Here is a 25,455-nt window from a genome sequence, read left to right as displayed (position 1 = left end):
AGCCGGGGGATGTGACGGATCCGACCGCCGAGACGCTGTAGGTAATGGCGACGGAGCCCCCGCCGTCGCCCTTGCGTCACCCCGTTGGGGTTTGGCGTAGGGCTCTGCCTGGGTCCCCCCGTGCCCAGGCAGAGCCCACAATAACGGCAGGTCAGCCATTCGCATCTAGCGGCATCGCAGTGTGCGAGGTTACACCGTGCCAAGCCGGGGCCAGGCCAGAACCTCAATTGTCGGTTTCCGAACGAATACTGTCGGCACTACTTTCGCGAATCGTCTAGTAACTCACCGTTTACACCGCCATGAAGTAGAGGATCAAAGTTCGGATGCCGAGCTATCGGAGCGGTAATGAGTGCTATTGAGCCCGCGCACGGGCGGGGAGCGGCTGAGGCGATCACGTCCTGTCGGCATCCGCGGCGGGAGCCGAACGTCCGCTGTGGGCGACGTGGAGCGCTACGTGTGCCCGGATCGCAGGTATTGAAGGTCTACCGGCTCACCGGGGCGCTGTGAGTGGTCGATTTGTCCCAGCCAAACAGCGCGAACATCGACCCCGACGACGTCTTGCGGGCGGCGCTGGACGGCGACGAGCAGGCGTTTCGGATGGTGTTCCGTGATCTCAATCCTCGGCTCATCCGTTACCTGCGCGCACTGGTGGGCTCCGACGCCGAGGACGTGGCGGCGGAAGCGTGGAGCCAGATCGCGCGAGACCACAGAAGGTTTCGCGGGGACTACGACAACTTCCGCGGCTGGGCATCCGCCATCGCGAGGAACCGTGCGATGGATTTCCTGCGCCGCCGAGGACGCCGCCCCGAAGAACCCGTACCGATCGAGGAGATAGTCAACCTGGCCGGTCACGACCACAATGCCCAGGAGGCGTTCGACCGGATCGACCAAGGCGACGCAATAGCACTGATCACGGCCCTGCCACCTCCCATGGCCGAGGCCCTGCTGCTGCGCGTCGTCATGGGCATGAACGCGAAGGAGGCAGGGAGAGTGCTCGGCAAGAGCCCGGGAGCGGTCCGTACCGCGGCCTATCGAGGCCTTCGTGAACTGGCCGAACGCTTGGAGACCGGATCGGATGCGGCAGTACCGAAGGACACCACATGAGCATCCGCCGCCGCAGGATCAGCGGCCGGAGGGCGGAGCGGCTGCTGCGCGATGCCGCGTTCGGCTCCCAAACTGATCCAGATCCCCTCATACGTTCGCTCGCCACCGCAACCGTCCCCACGCCAGACGCTGAGTCGGCAGCTGAGGAGGCTGCCGTGGCCGCCTTCAGGATGGCCCGCCACGCGCACCCGCACACCAAAGACTCCACGGTCAGGTCCCGGCTCGCGAAGCTGCTCACGGCAAAGGTCGCCACCGTCGCCTTCGCCACCACAGCCATCGGCGTGGTGGCGTTCGCCGCCGGGACCGGAGGCCTTCCCGGCCAGAAGCAGCACGCTGACCAGCCCCCCGCGGACACACCGGGTAACAGCCGTCCGATAGGCACGCCGTCGATGCCCGCCACCGGCACGGTAGCGCCCGCGCCCTCTCCATCACCGTCAAAGTCGCCGTCGCCGTCGCTGTCGCTGTCGCTGTCGCCGTCAACGTCGCCGTCGCTGGCCCGCCTTTGCCGCGCCTACGAACAGAACAAAGAGCGTGGCAAGGCACTGGACCGCCCTGCGCTGTCCACACTGATCACGGCCGCAGGCGGCGAGAACAAGATCGCTGGCTACTGCGCCACGCTGCTCCCCACCACACCCGGCAAGAAACCCATGCCGACGACGAAAGGCCAGGTCAACAAGCCCACGGCGAAGCCGCATCTCCCGCTCCACCCCTTTGACCGGCAGGTCAGCGCGCCCTCGGCCGTAACAGACGCAGATCCCGTGCTCCCCCGGACCGGCGCATGTACACGGTGCACCGAACTTGACACGGGTAGATGAGGTCAACGATGCGCACATTCGCCGACCTACGAGCAGGCTCAACTCGGTCCCTGGCGTCAAGCCGCACCACGGGCGCCGAGCTTCTCGTCCACGAGATCGACTACTACGTCTGACGCTTGAATTCGCCTGGTGTGTCACAGCTGTGGGGCTTACGCGGGATCGTCTTGCGTGGGCCGGGAGATCCCGGTGTTCCCGGCGGGGGTCGCGTAGCGCTCCAGGTAACCGGTGACCACTTCGATTCCTTCGGCGATGATCCGCTGGTCGCCGCGCAGGTTGTGTTCGAACGCCAGTTGGAATACCCGGTCGCCGACTTCGACGGCAAGCTCGATGATCTGCGGGTCGGTGTCGGACCGCATCAGTCCCGCATCCTGCGCGAAGGTGAACAGGTCGGCCGCGATCTGCTTGTTGTGTTCGCGGTGGCCGAGTATGAAGATCATTACAATCGCATAGGCCGCTTCGGAAGCTCCGGCAGGCCAGTCCGCTCTCAAAGCTCCCTGAGCCCGCGAATCTAGATCAACTCAAGATCCGGCGGATACCGGAGGTCGGCGGCCGGGTTGACCTCCAGGCCGAGGGTCACGAGCAGATGATGATCGGGCTGGGCATCCAGTCCAAGCGGGAGATCATCCGGACCGGATCCGGGTGCGCACGGCGATGGCCGCCCAGGTTCGCGAGCAGGGCCGGTATCAAGGGGGCCGTCCTCCCTATGGGTACCGGCTGGCGGACGCGGGTCCGCATCCGAACCGGGCACACGCGGCGTGGGGGCGGCGGGCTCGCCGACTGGAGCCGGACACAGACACCGCACCGACGGTGAAGTGGATATTCGCACAGCGGCTGGCCGGGCACAGCCTGGCCCGGATCACCCGGGCATTGAACGACGCCGAGATCCCCTGCCCGTCGGCGGCCGACGGTCAGGACAGGCGTGGACACTGACCACGGTGCGGGCCATCCTGTCCAATCCCCGCTACACCGGGCGGCAGGTGTGGAACCGGCAGCCCACCGACCATGACCTGATCGATTCGACCAACACCGGGCTCGGGCATCGGCAGGTGCAGCGGTGGAACCTGCCCGATGGCTGGGTCATATCCTCACGGCCCTCGCATCCGGCTCTGGTCAGCGAAGCGGACTTCATCATGCACCCTGCAGGCTGACACCCCGGAGGCGGTGAAGGTCACCGTCGGCCGGGCCCGCTGACACCAGGACTCGCTGCCACGCGAAGTCCATGGCACACCGGAAGGAGGCAAGCTGACAGGCAACAAGCCCGGTACCTGGCCGAAGGCTGGCCCCGGGTGACGCTCCGTCATGTCCGAAAATAACCGGCCATGTACAAATAGTGTGTCCGAGGGGGGACTTCAACCAATTCCCCATCCATCGTCATCCCGCTTGGGCACGTTCCCCTTGACGTTACCTCCCTGGTCGACGGGCTGGAGGGGTGAGCGATCATGGCGAACGCACACTTCTCTTGGGGAGATCGGGCGATCCGGTGGACGACGACGGTCAGCGCGGTGGTGCTGGCCGGGATCGCGGCGGTGTTGTCGTACAAGCACATGTTCACCTTGGTCTGTGAGTACGGGGAGACGTCGTGGACGGCGGCGCTGTTGCCGGCTTCGGTGGACGGGATGATCGTGGCGTCGTCGATGACGTTGCTGGCGGACTCGCGCAGTGGCCGGCGCAGCGGGTTCCTGCCGTGGACTCTGCTGGTGGTCGGGAGCGCGGCGAGTCTGGCGGCGAACGTGGCCGTGGCCGAGCCCCTCAGCGGTAGGCAGGGTCATCGCGGCCTGGCCGAGCTGTGCTCTGATCGGGTCGTATGAGCTGTTGATGCGCCAGGTCAGGCACGCCGCCGGGCCGAATACGCCGATCGCCTCAGAAATAGCCCATAGGAGCCCGGTGGCCGCCAACGAGGCCTCATACGAGCCCTCATATGAGGCGGGAGCGGAGAAGATGGTTCCCTCATATGTGCCTCCTACGGATTTGGCCACCGACGATGCTGCTTCAGACGACGCCCATACGACTCTGACCGATCGGCGGACGCCTTCATACGAGGTTCAGATCGACAGCAGTGAGCACTTCATACGAAGCACAGACGTCGTTCCTACGGGCGGCGTCGAAGGCGGGCACCGGGATCCTTCAATGCACAGCCGTCCACCGTCCGGGCTGCAAAGCCAGGCCTGGCAATGGGCCGTCGCCAACCGAACACCCGCCGGGGATTTGCCCTCCGGCAAGGCGATCGCCGAGCGGTTCGGGCGACGAGAGCGCTGGGGTCGCCTGGTCAAACAGGCCGGAGCAAACGGCCGCCTGGACCCGGTGAGCACGCAGTAGCGAGGATGGACACCCGGGAGCGGTTTGTTGCCGTGGTTAGGGGATGGCGGAATCGCTGGTTGGCCTCTCGAGGACGTCCTTGACTGCTCGCGTGCTGAGCTCCTGGATGCTGGGACGTGTCGGGCCGTACCGGTGGAGGAATCCGACCGTCGCGGCTAGGAGCACGTCGTCGCTGAGGGCGAGGATCTGTTCATCAGTCATGCCGAGGAGGTCATCCAGGCTCATGGCCAGTGCCTACCCTGCTCCGCTGATCGGTACGACCGGCATGGTCGGCCCATGTGGTCGTGCGGATTGAGGCCCGCGCTCAAGACAGCAAGCGGGGAGGATCACCCCCACCAGTGGGAGCTGGCCTCGGTGACCGCGACCGCGGGAGGGGCGGGGCCGGAGTCACCGGAGCGGGTGAGCGGAAACGCTCAGTGGTCGGCACCCTGGAACATGGGCTGCGGGACCTTCTTGGTCTCCTTGGCCAGGCTCGGGTCGCGTGCCTCGTATGCCTCGACGACCTGGGTGGAGATCCGGCCGCGGTCGTTGACGGTGATCTCGTGCTGCTTGGCCCAGTTGCGGATGTCAGCGGACCGCTCGCGGGCGTGAGCGCTCCGGCCAGTGGCCTTTCCCTGGCGGCCGGCCGGGCGACCAGCGGCTTTGCGGGCCTTCTCAACGTACGGAGTCAAGCTCTTGCGCAACTTCTCCGCATTGTCCGCGCTGAGGTCGATCTCATATGTGACACCGTCGAGGGAGAACGTCACCGTCTCCTCGGCGGGCTTGCCGTCGATGTCGTCAAGCAACTCAACGACCGTTCTGTGTGCCACGAACTATCCTTCCCAAACCCTGATAGCCGAGCAGTCTCCCGCTTCGGCATCCGGATGAGCGGTTACGAACTTCTCACACGTCGTCGGTGATCTTCTCACGGCATCGCGGACCGCAAGGTCGAATGCGATCTCCTCCGGTTCGCCAAGCCACGTGCCTGATCCCATGAACGCTGCTGGCCTGGGACGAGGCACATCGGCACCTCGCTGAGCGGTTGCACGGGTTCGAATCCTCAACGGGGAGCCACACAGATGGCTGCATGATGTCCCGGCCCGCACCAGGTGGTCGCCTTGTGATCACGAGCCGTTTCGGTGCTGCGTGATGCACGTTTCATTGCGACCTGTCAATGGAAGCACTCCCCGGATGTCAGTCTTGATGCCGATCTCATGGAGTGGGAGTCGTCAGGGCGAATCTGCTGGGGTTGGCTCTCTTCTCTCTGGCTCTCCTAGGGGTCGTGTGTGATGCGGTGGGGGAGGGCGGTGTTGCGGCGTTGGGTGCGGTTGTTGGCGATCGCGCGTTCGACGGCCTCGGTCTGGCCGATCAGCATGACTCCGTAGCGGGCGCGGGTGACGGCGGTGTAGAGGAGGTTGCGCTGAAGGAGCATCATTCCGGCGGCGGTGACCATGGGGACGATGACGTATGGGTATTCGCTGCCTTGGGATCGGTGGACGGTGAGCGCGTAGGCGTGCATGAGTTCGTCAAGGTCGATGAAGGGGTAGGTTGCCATCTCGCCGTCGTGGAAGGTGACGGTGAGCTGGTGGGTCTCGGTGTCGATGGCGGAGATGTTGCCGCTGCTGCCGTTGAAGACTCCGGTTTCGCCGCGGTGGGGGTTGTTGCGGACCTGCTGGACGCGGTCGCCGAGCCGGAAGGCGGCCCCGCCGTGGTAGTGCTGGGGCCTGTCGTCGGATGGCGGGTTGAGGCGCTGCTGGAGGCGGAGGTTGAGGTCGGTCATGCCGGCGACGTTCTTCTTGCCTGGGCACAGCACTTGAATGTCTTCCGGACTGGCCCCGAGGTGCTTCGGCATGAGCTCGCAGACCAGGTCCACCACACGCTCGGCGATGTCCTCGGCACTGGATACGGGCCGGTTCCAGAAGACCTTGGGGTCCTCCCGGGGGCGTTCGCCGCGCAGGATGCGGTGCGCGTTGAGGGTGATCGCTGCGCCTTCGTCGCGCTGGCGGAAGACCTCCGTCGTCCTCTACCACTGAAGCGTTATCTGCTGCTGTCCACATTCGGACATTTAGCGATCTTGGCGGCAACCGCGCCGTGGCTCTCGCATGGGCGACAGGCACCGCTTGTCGTTTGCTTCCAGCAGACCGATCCGATCGCGTTCAGTGGCTGGTACTGGGTGGAGGCGGAGAACGGCCGGGTCCACTCCAGCAAGATCGCCGCCAGCGGCACCAGCACGCCGAGGGCGATGCAGACGTCGAGTTGGCCGAAAGGTTTCCGCCCGGTCCTGGCGCCGAAGCCGGGGAGCGAGGACTGAGAAAATCTGTTGTTGCTACGGTAGACATTCGGCGGTGGAGTGGGTAGTGTTCCTGGTGTTGCGAGAAAAGAGAACATCATGGAGACGGCGCAGATGACGAACTGCCCGTGAGGTGAGAGCACGACGGTCAGACGCGCTGGGGCCAGGCACCACAAGGGGCTCCGGCGGATGGCCGGCGACGGTCGCCGGGACCGGCGGTACCTGAGGTTCCGGTCCGTGATGGTCGCATGGAAGGTATGTGGAAATCAGAGGAGAAGGGGAGGGTTGCACACCGTCGGATCGCCCGCTTCAGGCTGTGTTGCGCCGGGCGGGTACCGCAGTCCCATCGGAACGAGAGGTGGTCTTCGGTCACGCATACGCGATCCCCGCACTGCCCGCCGTTTCAGGCGGCCCGTGCGGACAAGGCAAGCCGGCGCGCGCGTCGGTAGATGGTGTTGGAAAACCCAAAACCCTGGGCCCCGGTGCTATGGCACCGGGGCCCTCGTGACGTGGAGGTGCAATGGACCCAGCCAGCAAGGCTTCGGACGCCAAGTTCGACGATGACGACTACCCCGCCTACACCATGGGCCGCGCCGCCGAGATGCTCGGCACCACCCCAGGATTCCTGCGCAGCCTGGACGAGGCTGAACTGATCACACCGCAACGGTCGCCCGGTGGCCATCGCCGCTACTCCCGCTACCAACTGCGCCTGGCCGCACGCGCTCGCGAGCTGGTCGACCAGGGCACCGCCCTGGAAGCCGCCTGCCGCATCATCATCCTGGAAGACCAGCTCGAAGAGGCCCAACGGATCAACACCCAACTACACCGACCCGACTGACCAGACAGGCCAGCGGTGCGCCTGCCGAGAACCTCATCCGCACAGGTCAGGCGGCATGCTGGTATTCGTGGAGGATTCGGGGGGAACCCCCACCGTCACCACGGCCGCCTGACACCGATACCGCAAACAGCAGATCCCGGACCCGACACCACCGGCCGGGGTCCGCTGCCGCGTGCGTGGCTGAGGTACTCATTTTCCGGTCAGGACCTGTGGCGGGCCATAGCTGGCTTCGGCCATCCGTGTGCCGCATGAGCGGTCCCAGTGCCCACGGGCAACGGGCAGAGGTGCTACATCAGGCTGTGCCGACGGCGACCAGAGAGGTGGCATCGAGGTGGTCGAGCCCGCCGGTGGTCAGGGATTCCAGGAAGCGGTCGCGCACCCGGGCGACGGTCTCGTCGTCGAGATCGTGCAGCATCGCGCGGAAGCCGCTGCCGATCACTAGGTCCCTGGCGTTGTCGGGGGTGAGCGTCACCTGATGGACGATCTGGTGCACGCTCACCTCGTCGAGTCCCAGGCTGATCATCCAGTCTGCGAGCGCGGCCTCGGTGTTGATCCGGTTGCTGGCTCGGCGCGCGGGCGGGTCGGCGCGCTCGCTGGGACGTTCGGTGGTCACGCTGGTGTACAACAGCGCCCCGAAATCCTCCATCGCCCCCTTGGCCCAGGCGGCGACGGAGAACCGGCCGCCCGGACCCAGAAGTCCTGCCAGCCGCCGAGCAGAGGTGTCCATGTCCGGTAGGAAGAAGATCCCATAGCCGCACAGCACCAGGTCGTAGGGCTGTGGAGCGGGCCAGTTGGTCACATCGGCCTTGTGGAACCGCACCTGGTCCAAGTGTTCCTCCGCGGCGCGTCGCCGTCCCAGTTCGACCAGACCGGCGGCCAGATCCACCGCGTCCACCTGCCCGGCCGGGCCGACGGCGCGGGCGGCTGGAATCGCCGAGGCTCCCGCTCCGCAGCAGGCGTCGAGCACCCGGGATCCTGAGACGGGGCGGACCCGCTCCACATACCCCTCACCGAGTGCATCCCACAGCAGCGCGGCCGCCGCGCTGTAGTCGCGGGCGGCGGCGTCGAAGACCTCACCGGTCTGCGGGGACCGAGATGATCTCATCGGCTTCTCCGTTTTCTCCAGGCGTCAGCCATGGGCTCGGCCACCTCCGGCTCGGAGGTGGCGTGGCGCAGCGCGACCGCGAAATTCGCCATATGTGTCGGAGTCTGTGTCCTGGTCTATCGCTTCTGCCGGGTATCGACATGCGTGTCGTCCGGGAGATCGAGGAAGGGGGCGAACGGGTCGTCCGGTCCGGCGATCGGTTCGTCATCGGCCAGCAGGCAAGAGTCGAGCATGGCGTGGATCCGGCCGCGGTCCAGGTCAGGGCCGGTGAAGACCAGGTGCTGGACGCGATCGCCGTGGTCGGGTGACCAGTCGAGCGCGGCGGCCAGCCGCCGGGCGGGCGGCAGCATGTCCCATGCCGCCGCTGGGAGGGATTCCAGCCAGGGGCCCGCGTCCTCGATCGTGACGATGCCGGCGACAGCGTCCCAGGCGATCATGCGGTCGGGCCGGTTGGCCAACCAGAACCGGCCGCGGCTGCGCACCGTCTCAGTGGCGAGGGAATCCACGGCGTCGAAGAACCGGGCCGGGTGCAGCGGGCGCGCCCGTCGCCAGACCACCGTGTCCGCGGCCGGGGTGCTGGCCTCGCAGGGCAGCTGGGCGGTGGCTGGGGTGACTCGGGCGGCGAGTTCATGGGTGCACAACGCGGTGCCGGACACTGGTGGGAGCGGGTCGCCGGGCGGGCAGACCGGTGTCGTCGGCGCGAGATGACCGAGCACGTCCCGGCACAGGTCGACATCGTCCTCGTCGGCTTGCGGCAGCGGGGCGGGCAGCACCTCGGGCAGGACGAGCGCGGTGGCGTACTCGATCTGCCGGGCCAGCACTTCGGCAAGGTGACGTTCGTCTCCCTCAGAGCCCGCTGTGCCTACCTCGGCCAGCGTCTCACCGCGGCAGATGTCGCTGGGGGTCAGCTCGGCGTCCAGCGCGGTCAGCACCGCGGTAAGCCGCAACTCGTCGCGCAACTCCGGTATGTCGAGGGCCTCGGCCACGGACCGGGGCTCGACCGCGTCCCACAGGTCGACGATCAGGAGCCGTGCCCGAGGGCCGTGCCGCAGCAGCTGGGGGATGAGGTCTTCGCGGACCGTGCAGGTGGTGCAGCCGTGTGCGAGCCGGACCTCGGCTCGTTCCAGGACCGCGTTGGCGTCGCGGACCACTCGGATGACGAGTCCGGTTGTGACCTGGCGCAGGTCGTGGTGGATCGTCACCGAGCCGGGGTGCTCACGCAGCAGCCGGTCGACGAGGGCGGCGCGAGCGGGGCCGTGCAGCCCGGCTACCAGCGCCACGGGTACGGACATGCGCCCTCCCAGGGACATAATGAAAACGGTTATCGCTATCATGTCATGTGCCGAGAGGAGATCCGATGGCCCGCAACGAGCTGCGCCCAGTGATCAAACTTCGGTCGAGTGCCGGGACCGGTCACACCTACGTGACCCGCAAGAACCGCCGCAACGACCCCGACCGGCTCGTCCTGCGCAAGTACGACCCGGTCGTACGCAGGCACGTGCTCTACAGAGAGGAGCGCTGAGCAGTGCAACAGAACATCCATCCCGACTACCACCCGGTGGTCTTCCGCGACCGTGGCGCGGACTCCGCCTTCCTGACCCGCTCCACCGCCACCAGCGCCAAGAGCATCGAATGGGAGGACGGCAACGTCTACCCGGTGATCGACGTGGACGTGTCCTCGGCGAGTCACCCCTTCTACACCGGGCGTGCCCGAACCCTGGACACCACGGGCCGGGTGGAGCGCTTCAAGCAGCGCTACGGAGGCCGCTGATGTCGGCCCGCTGTCAGCTGACCGGCGCCGAACCGAAGTTCGGCAAGAAGGTGTCGCATTCGCACCGGCGCACCTCGCGCCGGTTCGACCCCAATATCCAGACCAAGCGGTACTGGCTGCCGTCCGAGGGCCGGTACGTGCGGCTGCGCCTGTCGGTCCGCGCGATCAAGACCATCGACAAGATCGGTATCGAGGCCGCCGTCGCCCGTATCCGGGCCCGGGGAGAGAAGATCTGATGGCCAAGAAGAGCAAGATCGCCGCCAACGAGCGGCGCAAGGCCACGGTGCGGCGCTACGCCGCTCGGCGGGCCGAGCTCAAGCGGCTCATCAACAGCCCGCACACCGCCGAGGAGATCCGCGAGGCCGCCGTGCGGGAACTGCGCCGCCAGCCCCGCGACGCCAGTGCCACCCGGGTGCGTAACCGCGACACCATCGATGGCCGTCCCCGCGGCCACCTGAGCAGATTCGGGCTCTCCCGGGTGCGCTTCCGCGAGATGGCCCACCGGGGAGAACTGCCCGGCATCACCAAGTCCAGCTGGTAGGGAGAACCCGCATGGCCGTGCCCAAACGCAAGAAATCCCGCTCCAACACCCGCCACCGCCGCTCCCAATGGAAGGCACAGAGCCCCGACCTCGTCCCTGTCACCGTTGAAAGCCACGAAATCCTGGTGCCACGCCACCTCGTCCGTGCCTACCAGACCGGCCTCCTCCGCCCCTGACCCAACCGGGGACGGGGGCGGCGACTCGCGACCATGCCGACCCGGGTGACCGGCCGTTCTCGAGTTCTCGGCGGGAGCACGATTTTCCAGAGGCGGTGACGGCGTTCGTACGGTCGTCACCGCCTCCGCGCCGCGATTACGCGCGTGGCCGTCGTCCCGTCACCAGGATCATCGGGTGCACGACGGAGAAGCCCGGCTCGTTCAGCACATACCGAGAGCTGTCCGGGGTGAGCAGTTCGGACGCCTTCTCCATGTCGGCCACCGACATCCCGGCCTCAGCGCCGCAGTTGGCGGCCGACTCCCGAAGCTCGGGCCAGATCGCGGTCCAGATAGGCGCGCGCCGGCGGATCCTCGTCAAGTGGAAAGGCGACTCGGGGAATGACCCGGACCGAGACGTCGTCGAGGCCGGCCCCACCTCCACGGAGGGATAGGCGGCCAGCTCGGCCCTTCCGAGTGCGAGCAGTCGCGCGGGAGAAAGCCGTCCCGGCTCAGGTGCATATGCATCTCGGCCGCCGGGGCATTGCGCTCCCTGCAGCATCGACGAACAGGATCTTGCGGCGCTGCCGTCCGAACACGAGCGCGGCGCTCAGCCCTGTCGGACCACCGCCGACCACAATCATGTCGTACTTCATCGCTTCCCCCTAGCGTTGCACCGGGCTTGTGTCCTGCGGACGGCGCCGTCACGGCAGGTCGGGGGATCGCCACGCCTGGACTCCTTCAGGTACGGTCGGATGGGATTCGAGCCCGGCTTCCGACAGTTCCGCGGCGAGAGTCTCATCTGCGGGGTGTCGATGGCGACGATCTGCCCGGTCAGGATGCCGAACTTGTTGGCGGCCCGGCCTTTGTACAGGGATCTGGATGACCTGGAGGCGCAGGTGCCGCCTGAAGTGGTGCCTGCGTGTTTCGGCTTGGTGTGCGCGGCGGAGGGTCGACCAGTGAAGTCCCAGGTCAAGGGCTTGATCATCTTTGTTGATCAGGTTGAACAGGTGCCGGATCTCTCCAACAGACAAGGTGATCAGGCGCCGGACCGGCTGCCGGTGTGCCCGCTCGGTGGTTTGTGTTGGTTGTTTCTGGCGTGCCCGGTGTGTGCTGCCGGTCGCCGCTGGTTGTCCACAGGGAGTGGGTCCCCTTTTTGGTGGTGTGGCGGAGCACGGCAAGAAAGGCCATGGCCAGCATCGCCAGGGTGATGTGGCGGTACCAGGCGTGGTAGAGGCGGAACTGGTAATGCGCCAATCCGGCTTCCTGCTTGGCGGCCTCGAAACATTCCTCGATCGGCCAGCGGGCGCCGATGACCCGGACCAGTTCGGATGGCCCTTCGCCGCGCGGGTTGTAGCAATGGAAGTAGGCGAGTTCGTCGTTGGTGATGTTTCGCCGGAACATGTACTGGTGCCCTGGTATCGGGGTCTTGATCACGGCCCAGTCGTAGACCCGGAAGCCTTTTGATCCGATCCCGCAAGCCCGGCGCTGCCAATCGTTGGGTTTCAGTCGTTTGGCGATGGCCTCGACGATGGCGGGATCGGCGGTCGCCGTGGAGACGCTGCCAGTGGTGACGGTGGTGTTCCTGGGCACGGCCATGCAATAGGCGATCTGTTGTTCTTCCAGATGGCGGCGCAGTTTGTGGTTTTGGCCGAACTCCTCGTCCGCGGCGAACCACGCGAACGGCACCCCTGCCTCGACCGTCCGGTCGATCATTGCCCATGACCTGCTGCGGGCGGGTCATGAATGTCAGGCCCTTAGGGACGGCGGCCTCGGCCCGCCGGGCGGTGTCGGCACACCAGGAGCGTTCGGGCATATAGAGTTCCCGGTCGATGAGTACCCGGTCTCCGGCAGTGTTGGCGTAGGCCAGAAACACTCCGATCTGACAGTTGTCGATCCGTCCCAGTGTCCCTCCGAAATCGTCCAGGAATTCTTGCGCGCCAGTGGTGCCAGCAATCCCCGCAGATACTGCCGGAAATGCTCACGCGACTCCGTCCGGTACCACCGTCCCTCGAACCGGCCGCACACCGTCTCGAATTCCAACTTCCACTTGGCCAGCTCCGCCACCGTTACCGCGTTGGCCAACTCTCGCGAGTCAGGCATGCAGATACCGTTACACCACCCGGTGTGATCACGTGGAGGAATCGTTCGATCACCCACCGAGATCTAGGCATGTAGTACTAGGACTGGCGGCTCACTTCTTTCCGCACCGCGACGCCGATAAGACCTACATCAACGCTCGGCAATCAGGTTCCCGAAAGGAGAGGTCGCCGTGATATCCAGCTGGCGCTCTCAGCGTCTGTGAGTGAAGTCGAGCTCCATCAGGATGCTCTGTACACAGCTGTTCACGTTCCGCTGTGCGATACATCCCGAGATGCACGCCCAACTGTGTGGCCGCCCGACGAATCACCGGTTCCGAGAAGCCGGGAACCTGATACGAGGCACCATGGCGAACATGTCCTCCGCGCCGTTCAGTGCATGGAGGCGTCGTCACGCAAGGCCTTGGCCGCCGTCCAGCCATCCAGCTGGCCGGCCACGATCTCGGTGATCAGCGCGTCGTAGGTCCCGTCCGCCCGCGCCGTCGCCAAGCGGGCGCTCACGGGTTGGAGCATCGCGGCCTCCAGCTCGGCCATGGCACGCGCCGTACGCCGCTCCGTGGATCCACTGGCTCGCAGCCAGACGTGGTGACGCCGCGCCTCGTCGGCCAGGGCCTCGACGCCGTCGCCCGTGGTGGACGTCGTCATCACGATCGGCCTGCGCCAGTCGCCCGGCCCTCTGGCCCGCCCCCACGAGATCATCGACTGCAGCTGCCGTCGCACCTCAGTGGCTCCGTCGCGGTCGGCCTTGTTCACGACGTAGATGTCCGCGACCTCCATCAGACCGGCCTTGCCCGCCTGCACCCCGTCTCCCAGCCCTGGGGCCATGACGACCACCGTCGTGTCGGCGAGCTGGGCGATCTCGACCTCGCTCTGGCCGACTCCCACGGTCTCGACGACCACCCGGTGGTGACCCGTCGCCAGGAGGATCCGGATCGCCAGCGGGGTCACGGCCGAGACTCCACCGAGTTGTCCACGCGACGCCAGCGAGCGGATGAAGACACCGTCGTCGTGGGCGTGGCTCTGCATGCGGATGCGATCGCCGAGCAGCGCTCCGGCCGTCAGCGGAGACGAGGGATCGACGGCGAGCACACCGATGCGGTGGTCGTGCGTCCGCAGCTCGGTGACCAACGCCCCGATCAGCGTAGACTTTCCGGCCCCCGGCGGGCCGGTGATCCCGATGACCTGGGCGTCGGACGGGATCTCCCTCAGCCCGGCCACACCCTCGAGCGAAGCCGGGTCCTGCTCCGCGATCGTGAGCAGGCGGGCCACCGCGCGTATGTCGCCCTGCCGGGCACGCTCCGCCAACGACTGCGCGACGTCTCGGTCATCGAACACCTTTAACGCCTCCGTCATCGCGCACCGCCGGTCGGTGCCCAGCGACCTCCGTGCGTACGGCGTACAGGCTCGTCGACGCAGTGACGAACAGCGTGTGGCCGTCATCGCCCCCCCAGGTGAGGTTGGCGGCGGGCTCAGGAACCTCGACCAGCCCGAGCCGCACGCCCTGCGGGTCGAGCACCCAGATGCCATGAGGCCCGGTCGACCAGACGTTGCCGTGCTCGTCGCACCGCACCCCGTCGCCCCAACCGACCTCCATGTCGAGCGGCCCGAGGTCGCAGAACTGCTCACGAGCGCCTAGACGACCGTCCGCGGTCACCAGGTACATCCAAATCTTGGCCGCGTAGGTGTCTGTGACGTAGAGCCTTGACCCGTCCGGGGCAAAGGCGAGGCCGTTGCACAGCTCGAACCCGTCGGCCATAGGCTCCGGCCCGCTCTCGGGGTCGAGCCGGAAGACCGCCTGGAAGTCCAGCTCCGGGTCACGCCGCAGCCCCGACACGTCGTTGCGCCGGCCGGCAGGGGGATCGGTGAACCACAGCATCCCGTCGGGGCCGAGGGTCACGTCGTTAGGGCTGTTCAGCTCCATGCCCTGGTAGTGGGAGGCCAGCACCTCGCGCCCCCGGCCGGTGCCATCGGCGTCCATGGCAACCACCATCGAGGTGACGTGCTCGCACACGACGAGCCGGCCGTCGGCGCCCAGGACCATGCCGTTGCCCTTGTTGGTCTCCTCGCACACCACGGAGACGCCCGCGACCGGATCCCATCGGTAACGTTTCGACCCGCGCAGGTCCGAGAACAACAGGCTGCCGGAGGCAGGGACCCACACCGGCCCCTCGGTGAACACGAATCCGGTCGCGACGCGGTCCAGGGTTGCGTCGACCCCGATCAGCTCAGCCGGACATACCGTCGCCATCTGTTCATCCCTCCCATGTGACGTAACCCAGGCGGATCCGCCCCTGCTTGCCCCAATAGTCCCCCGCCTCCCGAAGATGGATTTCCATCTCGCGGGCCGCGCGGGCCGTATCGCGCGACGCGACGGCGTCAGTGATCCGCTCGTGGGCGTCGGCCACTGCCAGACGCACGCCACGCGAGTAGTTCACGCCTGCGGAGGAACCGTCGAAGACGGCCTTCAACGTGTCGATGAAGGCCTGCATGACCACGTTTCCGGTCGCGGCCGCAATCAGCTCGTGGAAGCGCCGGTTCTCGGCGAGGAACACCGGCGTGTCATCGACGAAGTCGCGCATCCGAGCCACCGAGCTCCGCAGCTCCTGAATGCCGGTGTCGGGCAGCCGGCCAGCCGCCATCATGGCGCTGTGCGGCTCGATGCAACATCGGGCCTCGTAGACGCCCTGCAGCGATGCCGACGAGAACAGCAGTTGGACGGTCAACGCCTCCCGCACGTCGCGAGGTTGCGGAGAGCGTACGACGGGCCCGCCGTTACGGCCCTGCCGGATGGTGATCACCCCCCAGCTCTCCAGCAGACGCATCGCCTCTCTCAGGGTGTTCTTGCCCACCCCCAGCGTCTCGCCGAGCTCGGCCTCGACCGGAAGCCGCGTGCCGGGCCCGAGGTCGTGGGAGATGATGTGCTCGACGATCCGCCGCGCGATCCTCTTGGGAAGCTTCTGGGGGCGCATGTCCTCGCCAGCGCTGAAGTCCACGCCCTCAAGTGCCACGTGCTCAGACCCCCGTCACGAGGCGCCAGAGGTCTTGGGCCGCCTCGGGCCCCGAGAGGTGCTCGGCGAGCTTGCGTTCCCAGGTCGCTGCTCCGCCGAAGTCTCGCGACCAGGCGTAGATTGCGCCGCTGAAGCGGTGGAGCCGGTGCTCCTGGGTGGTGCCGATCGCGCCGTGCACCTGATGAGAGGCGCGCACCAGCACCTCGGCGGAACGCCCGACGCACGACTTGGCCACGGCCACATCCGCGTCGGTGACCGCGTCCTGCTCGAGCGCGTCGACCAGCCGGGCCACGGCCGTCCCAGCAAGTGCCGAGTGTGCGGCCACGTCGGCGAGCAGACGCTGCACCGCCTGGAACTTCCTCAGCGGCTGCCCGAACTGCCGCCGCATCATGGCATGTTCCACCGTCAAGGAGTTCATGCCGTCCATCGCACCGGCGACCTGTATCGACCGGACCGCCGCCCCGCGCCGGATGACCGCGTCAGCCACGCCCGGGCTGCCCACCGGCTTCCAGTTCACTGCCTCGAGCTCCGACAGCCTGCTCCACGTCACACCGCCGAACGCGACGGCGGGGGGCGCGTCGTCGCTGTGCAAGCGGAGCCGGGCGTAATGCCACTCCCCGTTCTGCTCGCGGAGGATGACGGCGGTCTCAGCCACGTCGGCCCACGGCAGGACGCACGACGCGCCGTCGTTCGAGAGCCCGAAGGTGTCCGTCCGGGAGGAGCCGTCGGGGTCGCCGATCGTGCGCAGCAGCCAGCCAGCGAGCAGGTCATGCTCGGCGACCGGGACCTGGATGCCGTGCCGGGCAGCACTGTCGAGGACGAGCGCCGCCTGTCGCCAGGTGGCGTCGCTGCCGCCAACGGACGCCGGCGCGGTGAGGTCGGCGAGCCCTACCGCGTGGAGCTCTTCCCACAGGTCGGCATCGAAGTCACCACTCCTGGTGGCCTCGCGGTCAATGGCAGCGGTGAAGAGCGCATCCGCCATCGACCGCAGGTCGCGGTTCTCCGCGGTGAGCGAATCCGGGCTCATACTGTCAACCCCCGTGTCACGACACCACGGAGAACCTCCGAGGTGCCTCCCCTGAGTGTGAAGCCCGCGCGCTGGACCTGCGCGATGCGCAGCTGCTGCCCGATGAACCCCATCGGGTCGTGTGCCTGACCATCCATCTCGTCGGCAGCCCACGCCACCACGTCGCCTTCGAACTCGGTGCCCAGCAGCTTCACCAGAGCGGCGTCGGTATCCGCGGGCCCGCCTCGGTGCAGCCGCTGGGCGACCCCGAACGACAGCGTGTGCAGCGCGGCAAGGCGTGATGCGATCCTGCCGAGCTGGCGAGAGCCGTGCTCCTGTACGCGCCCTTCGGCGATCAGCGACTCCAGCAACACGTACGTCGACATGAACCGTTCCGGTCCGCTCCGCTCGAAGGAGAGCTCAGAGGTGACCTGCTTCCAGCCATCGCCGATGCGACCGAGCACGGCCGAGTCAGCGACGAAGACCTCGTCCAGGAAGACCTCGTTGAAGTGGTGGAGACCGTCAGCGGATACGATCGGTCGCACCTCGACGCCGGGCGAGTCCAGGGGAACGATGAACTGGCTCAGACCCTCGTGCTTGCCACCGTCGCCGAGCGGAGTGGTCCGGGTGAGGACGAAGAACGCCTCGGCGCGGTGCGCACCAGAGGTCCAGACCTTTGAGCCTGTGATCCGGTAGCCGCCGTCGACTTTGACTCCCTTGGTGCGCACGCTGGCCAGATCGGAGCCCGAGTCCGGTTCCGACATCCCGATGCCGAAGTAGCACTCACCAGCGGCAATCCGCGGTAGGTACTCGCGCTTTTGCTCCTCGGTCCCATGCGCTAGCAGCGACGGTGCGACCTGTCGGTCGGCGATCCAGTGCGCGGCGACAGGGGCACCGGCCGCAAGCAGCTCTTCCGTCACCACGAACCGCTCGAGGTGGGTGCGCCCCTGTCCGCCGTACGCCGTCGGCACGGTCATCGCCAGGTAGCCTCGTCGGCCGAGCTCCTTGCTGAACTCGTCGTCCCAGCCCCGCACCCAGCAGTCGACCGTCGGGGTGAAACGTCCCTCGCGGCGGAAGGCCGCCAGGAAGCCGCGCACCTCACGGCGTAGGGAGTTGATTTCGCTCGTGGTGACTGGCCTCGAGGTCTGGTCCATCATCGACTCCTCGCCCCGAAAGCAGCCACGAGCTCCTGGTGCTCGGCGGTCGCGTGGCAGAGTGGCTGCATCGCCGAGGACAGCTCGAGCATGTCGTTGAGCCCGAGGTCACCGGACCGCCGCAGCAGCGCCTTGGTCATGCGGACCGCCTCGCGCGGCAGCTCCGCGATCTCGGCGGCCAGGGCCTGGGCTGCGGGAAGCAGCTGATTGGGCTCGACGACCTGCGACACCATGCCGTACGCCTCCGCCGTCGCGGCGTCGATGCGCCGGCCGGTGAGCGCAAGCTCAGCGGCCTTCGCGTGCCCCACGATGCGGGGCAGCAACCAGGCACCACCGTCGCCGGGGATCAGGCCCAGCCGGACGAAGCTCTCTGCGAAGGTGGCGGTCGTGCTCGCCACCCGCAGGTCGCACATCAGCGCGAGGTCGCAGCCGGCCCCGATGGCCGGGCCGTTGACGGCGGCGATGACCGGAACGTCGCACTCGACCATGGCGCGGGTGATTCGCTGGATCCCCTGTTGGTAGCCGACCCGCTGCCCCGCGGGCGGCTGGCCGAAGAGGCCACGCCGGTCTTGCATCGCCTTGACGTCTCCACCGGCCGAGAACGCCGTCCCGGCGCCAGTGAGGATGACCGCGCCCACCTCGAGGTCGCCGGTGACACGGTCCACCGCCGACACGATCGCGGTCACCATTTCGGTGTCCGAGATCGGGTTGCGGGTCTCGGCACGATCGAGGGTCCACAGCTCGATTCCGCCCCCGAGCCGACTGACGGTCAGCGGGGCATGGCCGGTCATCGGGTCGGCTCCAGCCGGGCTCGCTGAAACTCGATCTGGTGGCCGATGCCGACCTCGAGCGGCGTCTCCGCGACGAAGCCCAGCCGCTTCTCCGCCTTGGTCGCAGACATGATGTTCTGAGTGAACTTGTGCGGCGTCTCTGGCTTCACGTACTTCGGCTCCTGAGTGCTCCCGGTGATCCGCTTGGCGATCTCGACGAGTTCGCGGGTCGAGTTCGAGCGTCCCGTACCGACGTTGAACACCTCGCCGGAGCACTCCGAGCGCATCGCCGCGATGTTCGCTCGGGCCACGTCACCGACGTAGACCCACTCCATTTCCTCGCTGCCGTCGCCTTGGATGATCGGCTGCTCGTCGCGGAGAAAGGCGTCGATGATGTCACTCACGAGCAGCGACGACTTCGCACGTCGGTGGAGGCGGGGCCCGTAGACGATGCCGTAGCGCAGCACATTCGTCTCGAGTCCCATCGAGCCGTCGTAGGCGATACAGAGCGCCTCGGTGGCGACCTTGGTCGCGCCGTACACAGTGCGCGGGCGGGGGTAGCCGCTCTCCTCGAAGAGGGAGTCGCCAGGTATCTCGCCGTACACCGCCGCCGAACTCGACGCCACCACCCGGCGTACGCCGAGGTCGCGGGCTGCCTCGAGAACGTTGAAGCAGCCGTCAGCGTTGACCTCCCACATCCACCGCTCCTTGCCGAGGCCGTCGAGAGACATGACGCCAGCGAGGTGGTAGACCTCGTCGGTGCCCTGCATCAGGGAGCGGAGCTGGTCGTAGTTGCGGATGTCGCCCTCGTGCACGGTGACCTTGGGCGACTCGACGGCCTTGGCCAGGTTCGCTTGAGTGTCGGGCGCGAAGACGGCGTCGATGATCGTGACCGTGTCGACCTCACTGTCGGCGACGAGCTGGTCGACGAGGTGGGAACCGATCATGCTGCCGCCGCCGATGACGCAAGCGTTGATACCCATGGTGATGTCCTTCTGTCTCGGGCGTCAGCGGGCGGTGTAGCCACCGTCGATCACCAGCTCCGCGCCGGTGACGAACTTGGCCTCGTCGCTGGCGAGGTAGACCACGCCATGGGCGACGTCGTCGGGCTCACCCCGGTGCCCGAGCGGGACGTTGGAGAGCAGCCGACGCATGTACTCCTCCTCGCCCAGCGGGTCGCTCTTGGCAGCCGCGACGCTGAGGGAAGTCTGGATGGGGCCGGGGTGGACTGAATTCACCCGGATGCCACGGCTCGCGTAGCTGATCGCGTCAGCCTTGGTCATCAGCCGCACGGCGCCCTTGGTCGCGTGGTACTGCGGCAGCGACGAGCCGCCAACCAGGCCCATGATGGACGAAACGTTGACGATGCTGCCTCCACCTGAGCGGAGCATCGAGGCAATGGCGTACTTCGTGACGAGCCAAACGCCCTTCACGTTGATGTTGAAGATACGGTCGAAGTCGGCCTCGGTGGCCTCGTGAGCGTGGGCGTGCGACCCGGTGATGCCGGCACAGTTGACAAGCGCGTCGATCTCACCAAACTGCTTGACCACCTCCTGCAAGACAGTCTCGACGTCGGCCTCGACCGTGATGTCCAGGCCCCACGCGGCGGCCTCGCCGTGGTCCTCCTTGATGGCGGCGGCGGTGGCCTCGGCCCCGGCCCGCTCGATGTCGACCACCGCAACCTTGGCGCCCTCCCGCGCCATCTCACGTGCGATGGCGGCGCCGATCTCGCCGGCCGCCCCGATGACGAGCGCGGCCTTTCCCTCCATCCGGTTCACCGGGTCACCCGCTCTTCCTTCAGCTCCGCGACGGTGCAGACCTTGCCCCGAATGGACAGCACGGACTCGAGGAGCATTTGGTGAACGGTGGGGTCGGGGTCGTGGCACGCGTCGGATGCCACGGTGACGGCGTAGTCGCGGTCGGCGGCCTCGGTGGCCGTCGACAACACCGCACCTCGGGTGATCAGGCCACCGAGCACGAGGTGCCGACGGTCGAGGCCCCGGAGGACCATCTCGAGGTCGCTTCCGGCGAAGCCGCCAATCCGCTTCTTCACCACACGGACGGCGCCGCCGATGACCGGCTCCAGCTCCTTCATCACCAAGGTGGCGTTGGAGCCCGCCTCCAGCCGGCCGGCGGCCTTCACACCGGAGAAATACGAGTTACTCGCCGCTACCTCGACGTGGCCAGGCCGGAACTCGACATCGACCCGGACGACCGGGACACCGGCCCCTGCAGCAGTGTCGACCAGGGCGCTGACAGCAGTCACGAACCGCTCCCGGTCCGCGGCGTCAGGCAGGTTGCCGCCCGCCACGCCCTCCATACAGTCCAGCAGGACGACGACCGAGTTGTTGGGGTCAAGCGCGCTCACAGCGCTCCCTCCGAGTCAGCGCCCGCGTGGGTCGGGTTGGCGCGTTCGATTCCGAACTCCTTCAGCACCTCGTCGGTGTGCTGGCCGATGAGAGGAGGGGAGACGAACGTCGGCTGGTAGCCCGTCATGTGCACCGGCGTGCCGAGGAGCTGGATGGTGCCGCCCAGCACGTGCTCGATGTCCACGAGCATTCCTCGGGCCTTGACCTGCGGCTTCTGGAGTGTCTCGCCGAGCTCGTTGACCCGGCCGGCGGGAACACCGAGCTCGAGGAAGCGCTGCATCCATTCGTCGGCTGTCCGCTTCTCGACAACCTTCTGCACCAGCGCGCGCAGCTCGGGAGTGTGGTCGATGCGCGACTTGGCGTTCGCGAACCGCTCGTCGGCGAGCAGCTCCGGCGTTTCGAGCGCCTCGCAGAGCAACTTCCACGGCTTCTGGTCGATGACCGCGAGCGCGACGTAGCGGTCATCGCTGGTCCGAAAGGCGCCGTACGTCGGGCTGTGGCCACCCGATCCCTGCGGGCCGGGGGTGAAGCCGTTGATCGTGTGGTAAGCCGTGAAGTAGGGGATCATGGCCAGATGCGAGTCGAAGAGGCTCGTGTCGATCTCCTTGGCGCCGCCTCCGTTCTGGTCACGGTCGCGCAGCGCCGCGAGGATCGCGATCGCGGTCCACATGCCGCCCGCGAGGTCGGCGATCGGCAGCCCGGCACGCACCGGGGGCTGCCCCGGCTCGCCGGTCATGCTCATGCCGGCTGACTCGGCCTGGACGACCAGGTCGACGCCGGGACGCATCCGTTCCGGGCCGGTATTACCGAAGGCGCTCAGCGACGCGAAGATGATGCTCGGGTTGGCCGCCCTGAGGGCGTCGAAGCCCAGCCCGAGCCTGTCCATGGTGCCGGGTCGGAAGTTGTTGAAGACGACATCGCTCTTCCCGACCATGGTGAGGAACGCTGCATGGTCCTCGGGGTCCTTGAGGTCGAGGATGATGCTCCGCTTGTTGCGGTTCAGCGCGATGTAGTGGACGTCCTCGCCCTTGTACTGGTGCCGGGCGACCCCGCCCGGGTCGTAGCCGCCGTTGGCGCCGGGACGTTCGACCTTGATCACCCGCGCTCCGAGATCCGCCAGAATCATGGAGCAGTAGGGGCCCGCCAGGTGCCACGACAGGTCGAGGACGGTCACTCCCTGGAGCGGAAGCGGGGTGGTCCTATCCATTCGTGCCCTCCGTGTCCACGTGCACCCCGGCGTCGCGGGCGTTGCACAGTTCTCTGATCTGTTCAGCCATGTCGGTCACCATCGAGCCGGCCTGGAAGATCGCCTGAACACCCAGCGCCTGCAACGCCGCGTTGTCCTCGTCCGGGATGACGCCACCGAAGACGACGACAGGGTCGACGCCCTCGGCGTCGAGCGCCTCGCGCAACTTCTTCGCATAGTTCAGATGACCGCCGGCCAGGCTGCTGACTCCAACGACGTTGCAGTCCTCCTGGACCGCGACCTTGGCGACGGTCTGCGGCGATGTCCGCAGACCGAGTAGGACAACCTCGAACCCGGCGTCACGCAGCCCCCGTGAGACGACGTGGACACCTCGTTCGTGCGCATCGAGACCGGCCTTGGTCACGATCGCCTTAATGCTGGTCACGGGGATCCTCTCCTGTCGGTATCGCGGCTCCATGCCGCCGGAGATCGGAAATGGCCCGGTGTTGCTCCGCGCTCAGCGAGCGCGACTCGAGCGCAGCGTCGAGCGCAAGCTTCTGGGCGTGGAAGGTCTCGCGGGGCAGCTCGAGGAGATGCCCCGCGATGGTCTCGAGGGCCTCCTCCGCCGTGTCGTACAGGCGGTCGACCAAACCCGCGGCCAGCGCGTCCTCGGCGCTCAGACGCTCACCCAGAAGCAGCAGTCGTCTCACCGCGGTCGGCGAAAGCCTGCGGAGCAGGGCCTCGTACCCGGCGGACCGATAAACCCTGCCGATGCGGATGGCCGGGATCTCGAACCGCGCCGGGCGTACGGCGACTCGCAGGTCGCAGTTGACCGCCACCTCGACCGCCGCGCCGATGCAGTGGCGCTCGATGAGAGCCACCACGGGCACCGGACAGGTGCGGATGGCCTCGATGGCCCGGTCCAGCACTCCCTGGACGGATCCGTCCTTCGCCGAGCTGGTTCCTTGGGAGAGGTCCACCCCCGAACTGAATCGTCCGGCCGCGCCACGCAGCACGATGACCCCGACCTCGTCATCAATCGAGTCGAGTGTGTCCGCGATAGTCGTGAGCATCCCCTGGCTAAGCGCATTCGCCCGGTCGCGGTTGACGAGCCACAGAGTGAGGACCCGCGAGCCGTCGTCCCGCTCACGATCGATACGTGCCGGCTCGCTCATGACTGCGGGATCTCCGCCTCACCGAAAACCTCGCGGAGGACACCGCACATCTCGCCGATGGTCGCGTACGAGTGCGCGCACTGGATGAGTGCAGGCATCAGGTTGGTCCGCTCGTCGCGCGCCGCCTTCTCCAGCACCGTCAGGGACTCCGTGACCCGGCGGTCCTCGCGCTCCCGACGGAGGTCACGGAGATTCGCCACCTGGCGCTCCTCCGCGGATTGCAGCTTGTCGGAGTCGTACTCGGAGGTCCGCTGGATCGCGACGTCAATCTCGCTGTCATCGGTAAATTTGTTGACCCCGACCCAGACGTCCTCCCCAGCCTCGAGGCGCTGCTGCGACTCCCAGGCCGTGTCGCCAATGGCCCGCCTGTAGTAGCCGGAGTCCACTGCTTCGCCCGCGCCGCCGAGGTCGCGGACCCGCTGCAGCGCCTCCATGATCTCAGACTCGATCTCGTCGGTGAGCCGCTCGATGACGTACGAGCCGGCGAACGGGTCGAGGTGATCGGTGATCCGGGCCTCATAGTGCAGTATCCGCTCGAGGTCGCGGCGGATCTGCTGGGCTTCGATGCTGTGCCCCAGCCCGAGCGGCTCGTCGAAGGGAATGCTCCCAGTGTGCTGCCCGCTGGCGAGACCGAAGATCAGCGCTTCCAGGGTCTGGCGCACGATGTTGTTGACCGGCCGCTGGGTGGTCATGCGCAGGTACGCGTTGCCCCAGGCGTGCTCGCCTCCACGGAGCAGGCAGGTCTTGTCCTGCTTGGCGCCGTACTTCTCCCGCATGATGCGCGCCCAGATCCGACGCGACGCCCGCGGCGTGGCGATGCCCCGGTAGAAGTCCAGGGTGGAGTCACCGAAACCGCGATAGCTGAAGCGCTGCACGAACTGGTCGATGTCAAGGCCCCGCTCGAGGCCGAGTTCAACATAGGCCTCCGCGTTCGCGAACGCGAACGCGATCGAGTCGGCCGTGCTGCCACCTGCGTAGCGGATGTGCTCGGCGCAGATGCTGATCGCATTCGACCGGGGCATCTCGTTGGTGACCCACTCGATGGTGTCGCCGACCAGCCGCATGCTCGGTGCCACCGGGAAGACGTAGAGGCCGCGAGCGATGAACTCCTTGAGGATGTCGTTCTGCGGCGTGCAGCGCAGCGTCGACCTCTTCAGGCCCCGCTTGTCCGCGAGGGCGCAGTAGAAGGCGAGGTAGATCGCCGCCGGCGCGTTGATCGTCCAGTTGGTCGAGATACTGTCGATGTTGTCCTCGCCGACAAAGGGGGCGTAGAGCGTCTCGAAATCACGCAACGAGTCGACCGCCACGCCGACCCGCCCGACCTCGCCGGCAGCCTCGGGAGCATCCGAGTCCCAGCCGAGCTGCGAGGGAAGGTCGGACGCCACGTTCGGGCCACCGAGGCGGAGGCCGCGGGCCGCCATGTCCTCGAAGTAGACTCGGGAGTCGTCCGCCGTGCCGTAGCCGGAGTAGCGGCCAGCACGCTTCAGCGAGGGTCCGTCGCCGTGCTCGAATGGAGAGCGGGTCGGGTAGTTCCACGCGGTGAAGGGGTACTCCCCCGGCAGTCCGACATCGCGCAGAAAGTCGTGGCCCCCCAGGTCCAGCGGCGTCCCCGGCGGCGAGGACGGCTCCGCGGGGGCTCCGATTCTCTTGGCGGCCTTGGGGTACGTCGTATTCGCCCAACGCTCCAACGCCTCGCGCAACTCCTCACTCACCGTGCCTCCCCCACCTCTCGATAAATCTGGATATTATATCTATATTATTCGGATCAACCCGTCAA

33 protein-coding genes and 1 pseudogene are annotated in these 25,455 nt (G+C 67.1%); 13 read left to right on the top strand and 21 right to left on the bottom strand.

The annotated features are described in order from the left end of the window. The first annotated feature begins 516 nt into the window (after positions 1 to 516). On the top strand, positions 517 to 1,104 hold the full coding sequence (locus HKK74_RS21790) for an RNA polymerase sigma factor (RefSeq protein ID WP_222722569.1): 588 nt from the start codon (positions 517 to 519) through the stop codon (positions 1,102 to 1,104). Next, positions 1,101 to 1,919: a hypothetical protein gene (locus HKK74_RS21785; RefSeq protein ID WP_187245106.1), complete on the top strand. Its 819-nt coding sequence runs from the start codon at positions 1,101 to 1,103 to the stop codon at positions 1,917 to 1,919. Before HKK74_RS21790 ends, HKK74_RS21785 begins: the two co-directional genes overlap by 4 nt. A gap of 149 nt (positions 1,920 to 2,068) precedes the next feature. On the opposite strand, the gene HKK74_RS21780 is transcribed toward HKK74_RS21785, so the two are convergent. Then, positions 2,069 to 2,356 (bottom strand): hypothetical protein, encoded by a 288-nt coding sequence (locus HKK74_RS21780; RefSeq protein WP_187245105.1) that lies wholly within the window; start codon positions 2,354 to 2,356, stop codon positions 2,069 to 2,071. Between the two features lie 214 nt (positions 2,357 to 2,570). Between HKK74_RS21780 and HKK74_RS39185 the strand changes: the two genes are divergently transcribed. From HKK74_RS39185 to HKK74_RS39175, 4 genes are all read left to right on the top strand, one after another. Continuing rightward, the gene (locus HKK74_RS39185; protein WP_222722568.1) at positions 2,571 to 2,849 is read left to right on the top strand and encodes a recombinase family protein; all 279 of its coding nucleotides are present in this window, start codon (positions 2,571 to 2,573) and stop codon (positions 2,847 to 2,849) included. Between the two features lie 5 nt (positions 2,850 to 2,854). Then, positions 2,855 to 3,067, top strand: a complete 213-nt coding sequence (locus HKK74_RS39180; protein ID WP_222722567.1) for a recombinase family protein — start codon at positions 2,855 to 2,857, stop codon at positions 3,065 to 3,067. A gap of 291 nt (positions 3,068 to 3,358) precedes the next feature. Next, entirely contained in the window at positions 3,359 to 3,727 is a 369-nt protein-coding gene (locus HKK74_RS21770) for a DUF2637 domain-containing protein (RefSeq protein ID WP_281397934.1), read from the top strand. A 76-nt stretch (positions 3,728 to 3,803) separates the two neighbouring features. Next, positions 3,804 to 4,235 (top strand): hypothetical protein, encoded by a 432-nt coding sequence (locus HKK74_RS39175; RefSeq protein WP_222722585.1) that lies wholly within the window; start codon positions 3,804 to 3,806, stop codon positions 4,233 to 4,235. Positions 4,236 to 4,271: 36 nt separating this feature from the next. On the opposite strand, the gene HKK74_RS21765 is transcribed toward HKK74_RS39175, so the two are convergent. The 3 genes from HKK74_RS21765 to HKK74_RS21755 form a co-directional block, all read right to left on the bottom strand. Further along, positions 4,272 to 4,460: a hypothetical protein gene (locus tag HKK74_RS21765; RefSeq protein ID WP_187245104.1), complete on the bottom strand. Its 189-nt coding sequence runs from the start codon at positions 4,458 to 4,460 to the stop codon at positions 4,272 to 4,274. A 188-nt stretch (positions 4,461 to 4,648) separates the two neighbouring features. Beyond that, entirely contained in the window at positions 4,649 to 5,044 is a 396-nt protein-coding gene (locus HKK74_RS21760) for a histone-like nucleoid-structuring protein Lsr2 (RefSeq protein ID WP_187245103.1), read from the bottom strand. 443 nt (positions 5,045 to 5,487) lie between these two features. After that, positions 5,488 to 5,994, bottom strand: a complete 507-nt coding sequence (locus tag HKK74_RS21755; protein ID WP_187245102.1) for an ATP-dependent DNA helicase — start codon at positions 5,992 to 5,994, stop codon at positions 5,488 to 5,490. A 60-nt stretch (positions 5,995 to 6,054) separates the two neighbouring features. Between HKK74_RS21755 and HKK74_RS21750 the strand changes: the two genes are divergently transcribed. Together HKK74_RS21750 and HKK74_RS21745 are read left to right on the top strand one after the other, a co-directional pair. Then, on the top strand, positions 6,055 to 6,525 hold the full coding sequence (locus HKK74_RS21750) for a hypothetical protein (RefSeq protein WP_222722566.1): 471 nt from the start codon (positions 6,055 to 6,057) through the stop codon (positions 6,523 to 6,525). A 499-nt stretch (positions 6,526 to 7,024) separates the two neighbouring features. Then, a complete protein-coding gene (locus HKK74_RS21745) occupies positions 7,025 to 7,342 on the top strand; it encodes a MerR family transcriptional regulator (protein WP_187245100.1) in 318 nt (105 codons plus the stop codon). Between the two features lie 292 nt (positions 7,343 to 7,634). Here the strand turns inward: HKK74_RS21745 and HKK74_RS21740 are convergent, their stop codons facing one another. Both HKK74_RS21740 and HKK74_RS21735 read right to left on the bottom strand, forming a co-directional pair. Next, complete coding sequence (locus HKK74_RS21740; RefSeq protein WP_187245099.1) at positions 7,635 to 8,447, bottom strand: class I SAM-dependent methyltransferase; 813 nt, start codon at positions 8,445 to 8,447, stop codon at positions 7,635 to 7,637. A 116-nt stretch (positions 8,448 to 8,563) separates the two neighbouring features. Then, positions 8,564 to 9,739, bottom strand: coding sequence for a CobW family GTP-binding protein (locus tag HKK74_RS21735; RefSeq protein ID WP_246491835.1), 1,176 nt, complete (start codon positions 9,737 to 9,739; stop codon positions 8,564 to 8,566). Positions 9,740 to 9,804: 65 nt separating this feature from the next. Between HKK74_RS21735 and rpmG the strand changes: the two genes are divergently transcribed. The 5 genes from rpmG to rpmF are packed head-to-tail and all read left to right on the top strand — an operon-like array spanning position 9,805 to position 10,935. After that, the gene (gene rpmG, locus HKK74_RS21730; protein ID WP_187245097.1) at positions 9,805 to 9,969 is read left to right on the top strand and encodes a 50S ribosomal protein L33; all 165 of its coding nucleotides are present in this window, start codon (positions 9,805 to 9,807) and stop codon (positions 9,967 to 9,969) included. Positions 9,970 to 9,972: 3 nt separating this feature from the next. Continuing rightward, positions 9,973 to 10,218, top strand: a complete 246-nt coding sequence (locus HKK74_RS21725; RefSeq protein ID WP_187245096.1) for a type B 50S ribosomal protein L31 — start codon at positions 9,973 to 9,975, stop codon at positions 10,216 to 10,218. After that, positions 10,218 to 10,454, top strand: a complete 237-nt coding sequence (gene rpmB, locus HKK74_RS21720; RefSeq protein WP_187245095.1) for a 50S ribosomal protein L28 — start codon at positions 10,218 to 10,220, stop codon at positions 10,452 to 10,454. The genes HKK74_RS21725 and rpmB overlap by 1 nt, the downstream gene beginning before the upstream one ends. Next, positions 10,454 to 10,759 carry a 30S ribosomal protein S14 gene (rpsN, locus tag HKK74_RS21715; protein WP_187245094.1) on the top strand — a complete coding sequence of 102 codons (306 nt, stop codon included), beginning with the start codon at positions 10,454 to 10,456 and terminating at the stop codon, positions 10,757 to 10,759. Before rpmB ends, rpsN begins: the two co-directional genes overlap by 1 nt. Positions 10,760 to 10,770: 11 nt before the next feature. Then, positions 10,771 to 10,935 (top strand): 50S ribosomal protein L32, encoded by a 165-nt coding sequence (rpmF, locus tag HKK74_RS21710; protein WP_187245093.1) that lies wholly within the window; start codon positions 10,771 to 10,773, stop codon positions 10,933 to 10,935. A gap of 136 nt (positions 10,936 to 11,071) precedes the next feature. Here rpmF and HKK74_RS21705 read toward each other — a convergent pair whose 3' ends face one another. From HKK74_RS21705 to HKK74_RS21635, 15 genes and pseudogenes are all read right to left on the bottom strand, one after another. After that, positions 11,072 to 11,293, bottom strand: a complete 222-nt coding sequence (locus HKK74_RS21705) for a hypothetical protein (protein ID WP_187245092.1) — start codon at positions 11,291 to 11,293, stop codon at positions 11,072 to 11,074. Positions 11,294 to 12,078: 785 nt separating this feature from the next. Then, positions 12,079 to 12,627, bottom strand: a pseudogene (locus HKK74_RS41955) (IS701 family transposase); the annotation flags it as partial. A gap of 755 nt (positions 12,628 to 13,382) precedes the next feature. Beyond that, the gene (gene meaB / locus HKK74_RS21695; RefSeq protein WP_312881659.1) at positions 13,383 to 14,345 is read right to left on the bottom strand and encodes a methylmalonyl Co-A mutase-associated GTPase MeaB; all 963 of its coding nucleotides are present in this window, start codon (positions 14,343 to 14,345) and stop codon (positions 13,383 to 13,385) included. Continuing rightward, positions 14,335 to 15,258 carry an SMP-30/gluconolactonase/LRE family protein gene (locus tag HKK74_RS21690; RefSeq protein ID WP_187245090.1) on the bottom strand — a complete coding sequence of 308 codons (924 nt, stop codon included), beginning with the start codon at positions 15,256 to 15,258 and terminating at the stop codon, positions 14,335 to 14,337. Before HKK74_RS21690 ends, meaB begins: the two co-directional genes overlap by 11 nt. A gap of 4 nt (positions 15,259 to 15,262) precedes the next feature. Continuing rightward, positions 15,263 to 16,003 carry a FadR/GntR family transcriptional regulator gene (locus tag HKK74_RS21685; protein WP_222722565.1) on the bottom strand — a complete coding sequence of 247 codons (741 nt, stop codon included), beginning with the start codon at positions 16,001 to 16,003 and terminating at the stop codon, positions 15,263 to 15,265. A gap of 19 nt (positions 16,004 to 16,022) precedes the next feature. Continuing rightward, on the bottom strand, positions 16,023 to 17,045 hold the full coding sequence (locus tag HKK74_RS21680; protein WP_187245088.1) for an acyl-CoA dehydrogenase family protein: 1,023 nt from the start codon (positions 17,043 to 17,045) through the stop codon (positions 16,023 to 16,025). Beyond that, positions 17,042 to 18,178, bottom strand: coding sequence for an acyl-CoA dehydrogenase family protein (locus tag HKK74_RS21675; RefSeq protein WP_222722564.1), 1,137 nt, complete (start codon positions 18,176 to 18,178; stop codon positions 17,042 to 17,044). Before HKK74_RS21675 ends, HKK74_RS21680 begins: the two co-directional genes overlap by 4 nt. After that, the gene (locus HKK74_RS21670) at positions 18,178 to 18,969 is read right to left on the bottom strand and encodes a crotonase/enoyl-CoA hydratase family protein (RefSeq protein ID WP_187245086.1); all 792 of its coding nucleotides are present in this window, start codon (positions 18,967 to 18,969) and stop codon (positions 18,178 to 18,180) included. The genes HKK74_RS21675 and HKK74_RS21670 overlap by 1 nt, the downstream gene beginning before the upstream one ends. Further along, the gene (locus tag HKK74_RS21665; RefSeq protein ID WP_187245085.1) at positions 18,966 to 19,931 is read right to left on the bottom strand and encodes an NAD-dependent epimerase/dehydratase family protein; all 966 of its coding nucleotides are present in this window, start codon (positions 19,929 to 19,931) and stop codon (positions 18,966 to 18,968) included. The genes HKK74_RS21670 and HKK74_RS21665 overlap by 4 nt, the downstream gene beginning before the upstream one ends. Before the next feature lie 24 nt (positions 19,932 to 19,955). Continuing rightward, a complete protein-coding gene (locus tag HKK74_RS21660) occupies positions 19,956 to 20,717 on the bottom strand; it encodes an SDR family NAD(P)-dependent oxidoreductase (protein WP_187245084.1) in 762 nt (253 codons plus the stop codon). A 5-nt stretch (positions 20,718 to 20,722) separates the two neighbouring features. After that, positions 20,723 to 21,316, bottom strand: coding sequence for a cysteine hydrolase family protein (locus HKK74_RS21655; RefSeq protein ID WP_187245083.1), 594 nt, complete (start codon positions 21,314 to 21,316; stop codon positions 20,723 to 20,725). Continuing rightward, on the bottom strand, positions 21,313 to 22,524 hold the full coding sequence (locus tag HKK74_RS21650; RefSeq protein WP_187245082.1) for a CaiB/BaiF CoA transferase family protein: 1,212 nt from the start codon (positions 22,522 to 22,524) through the stop codon (positions 21,313 to 21,315). Before HKK74_RS21650 ends, HKK74_RS21655 begins: the two co-directional genes overlap by 4 nt. Continuing rightward, positions 22,517 to 22,948: a cobalamin B12-binding domain-containing protein gene (locus HKK74_RS21645; RefSeq protein WP_187245081.1), complete on the bottom strand. Its 432-nt coding sequence runs from the start codon at positions 22,946 to 22,948 to the stop codon at positions 22,517 to 22,519. The genes HKK74_RS21650 and HKK74_RS21645 overlap by 8 nt, the downstream gene beginning before the upstream one ends. Continuing rightward, positions 22,935 to 23,678, bottom strand: coding sequence for an enoyl-CoA hydratase/isomerase family protein (locus tag HKK74_RS21640; RefSeq protein WP_187245080.1), 744 nt, complete (start codon positions 23,676 to 23,678; stop codon positions 22,935 to 22,937). The genes HKK74_RS21645 and HKK74_RS21640 overlap by 14 nt, the downstream gene beginning before the upstream one ends. Then, positions 23,675 to 25,390: a methylmalonyl-CoA mutase family protein gene (locus tag HKK74_RS21635; RefSeq protein WP_187245079.1), complete on the bottom strand. Its 1,716-nt coding sequence runs from the start codon at positions 25,388 to 25,390 to the stop codon at positions 23,675 to 23,677. The genes HKK74_RS21640 and HKK74_RS21635 overlap by 4 nt, the downstream gene beginning before the upstream one ends. Positions 25,391 to 25,455 lie beyond the last annotated feature (65 nt).

Origin of the sequence: Actinomadura alba (assembly GCF_014323705.1) — a bacterium.
Taxonomy (GTDB): Bacteria; Actinomycetota; Actinomycetes; order Streptosporangiales; family Streptosporangiaceae; genus Actinomadura_C; species Actinomadura_C alba.
This window is presented reverse-complemented; position numbering and strand designations above follow the sequence as displayed.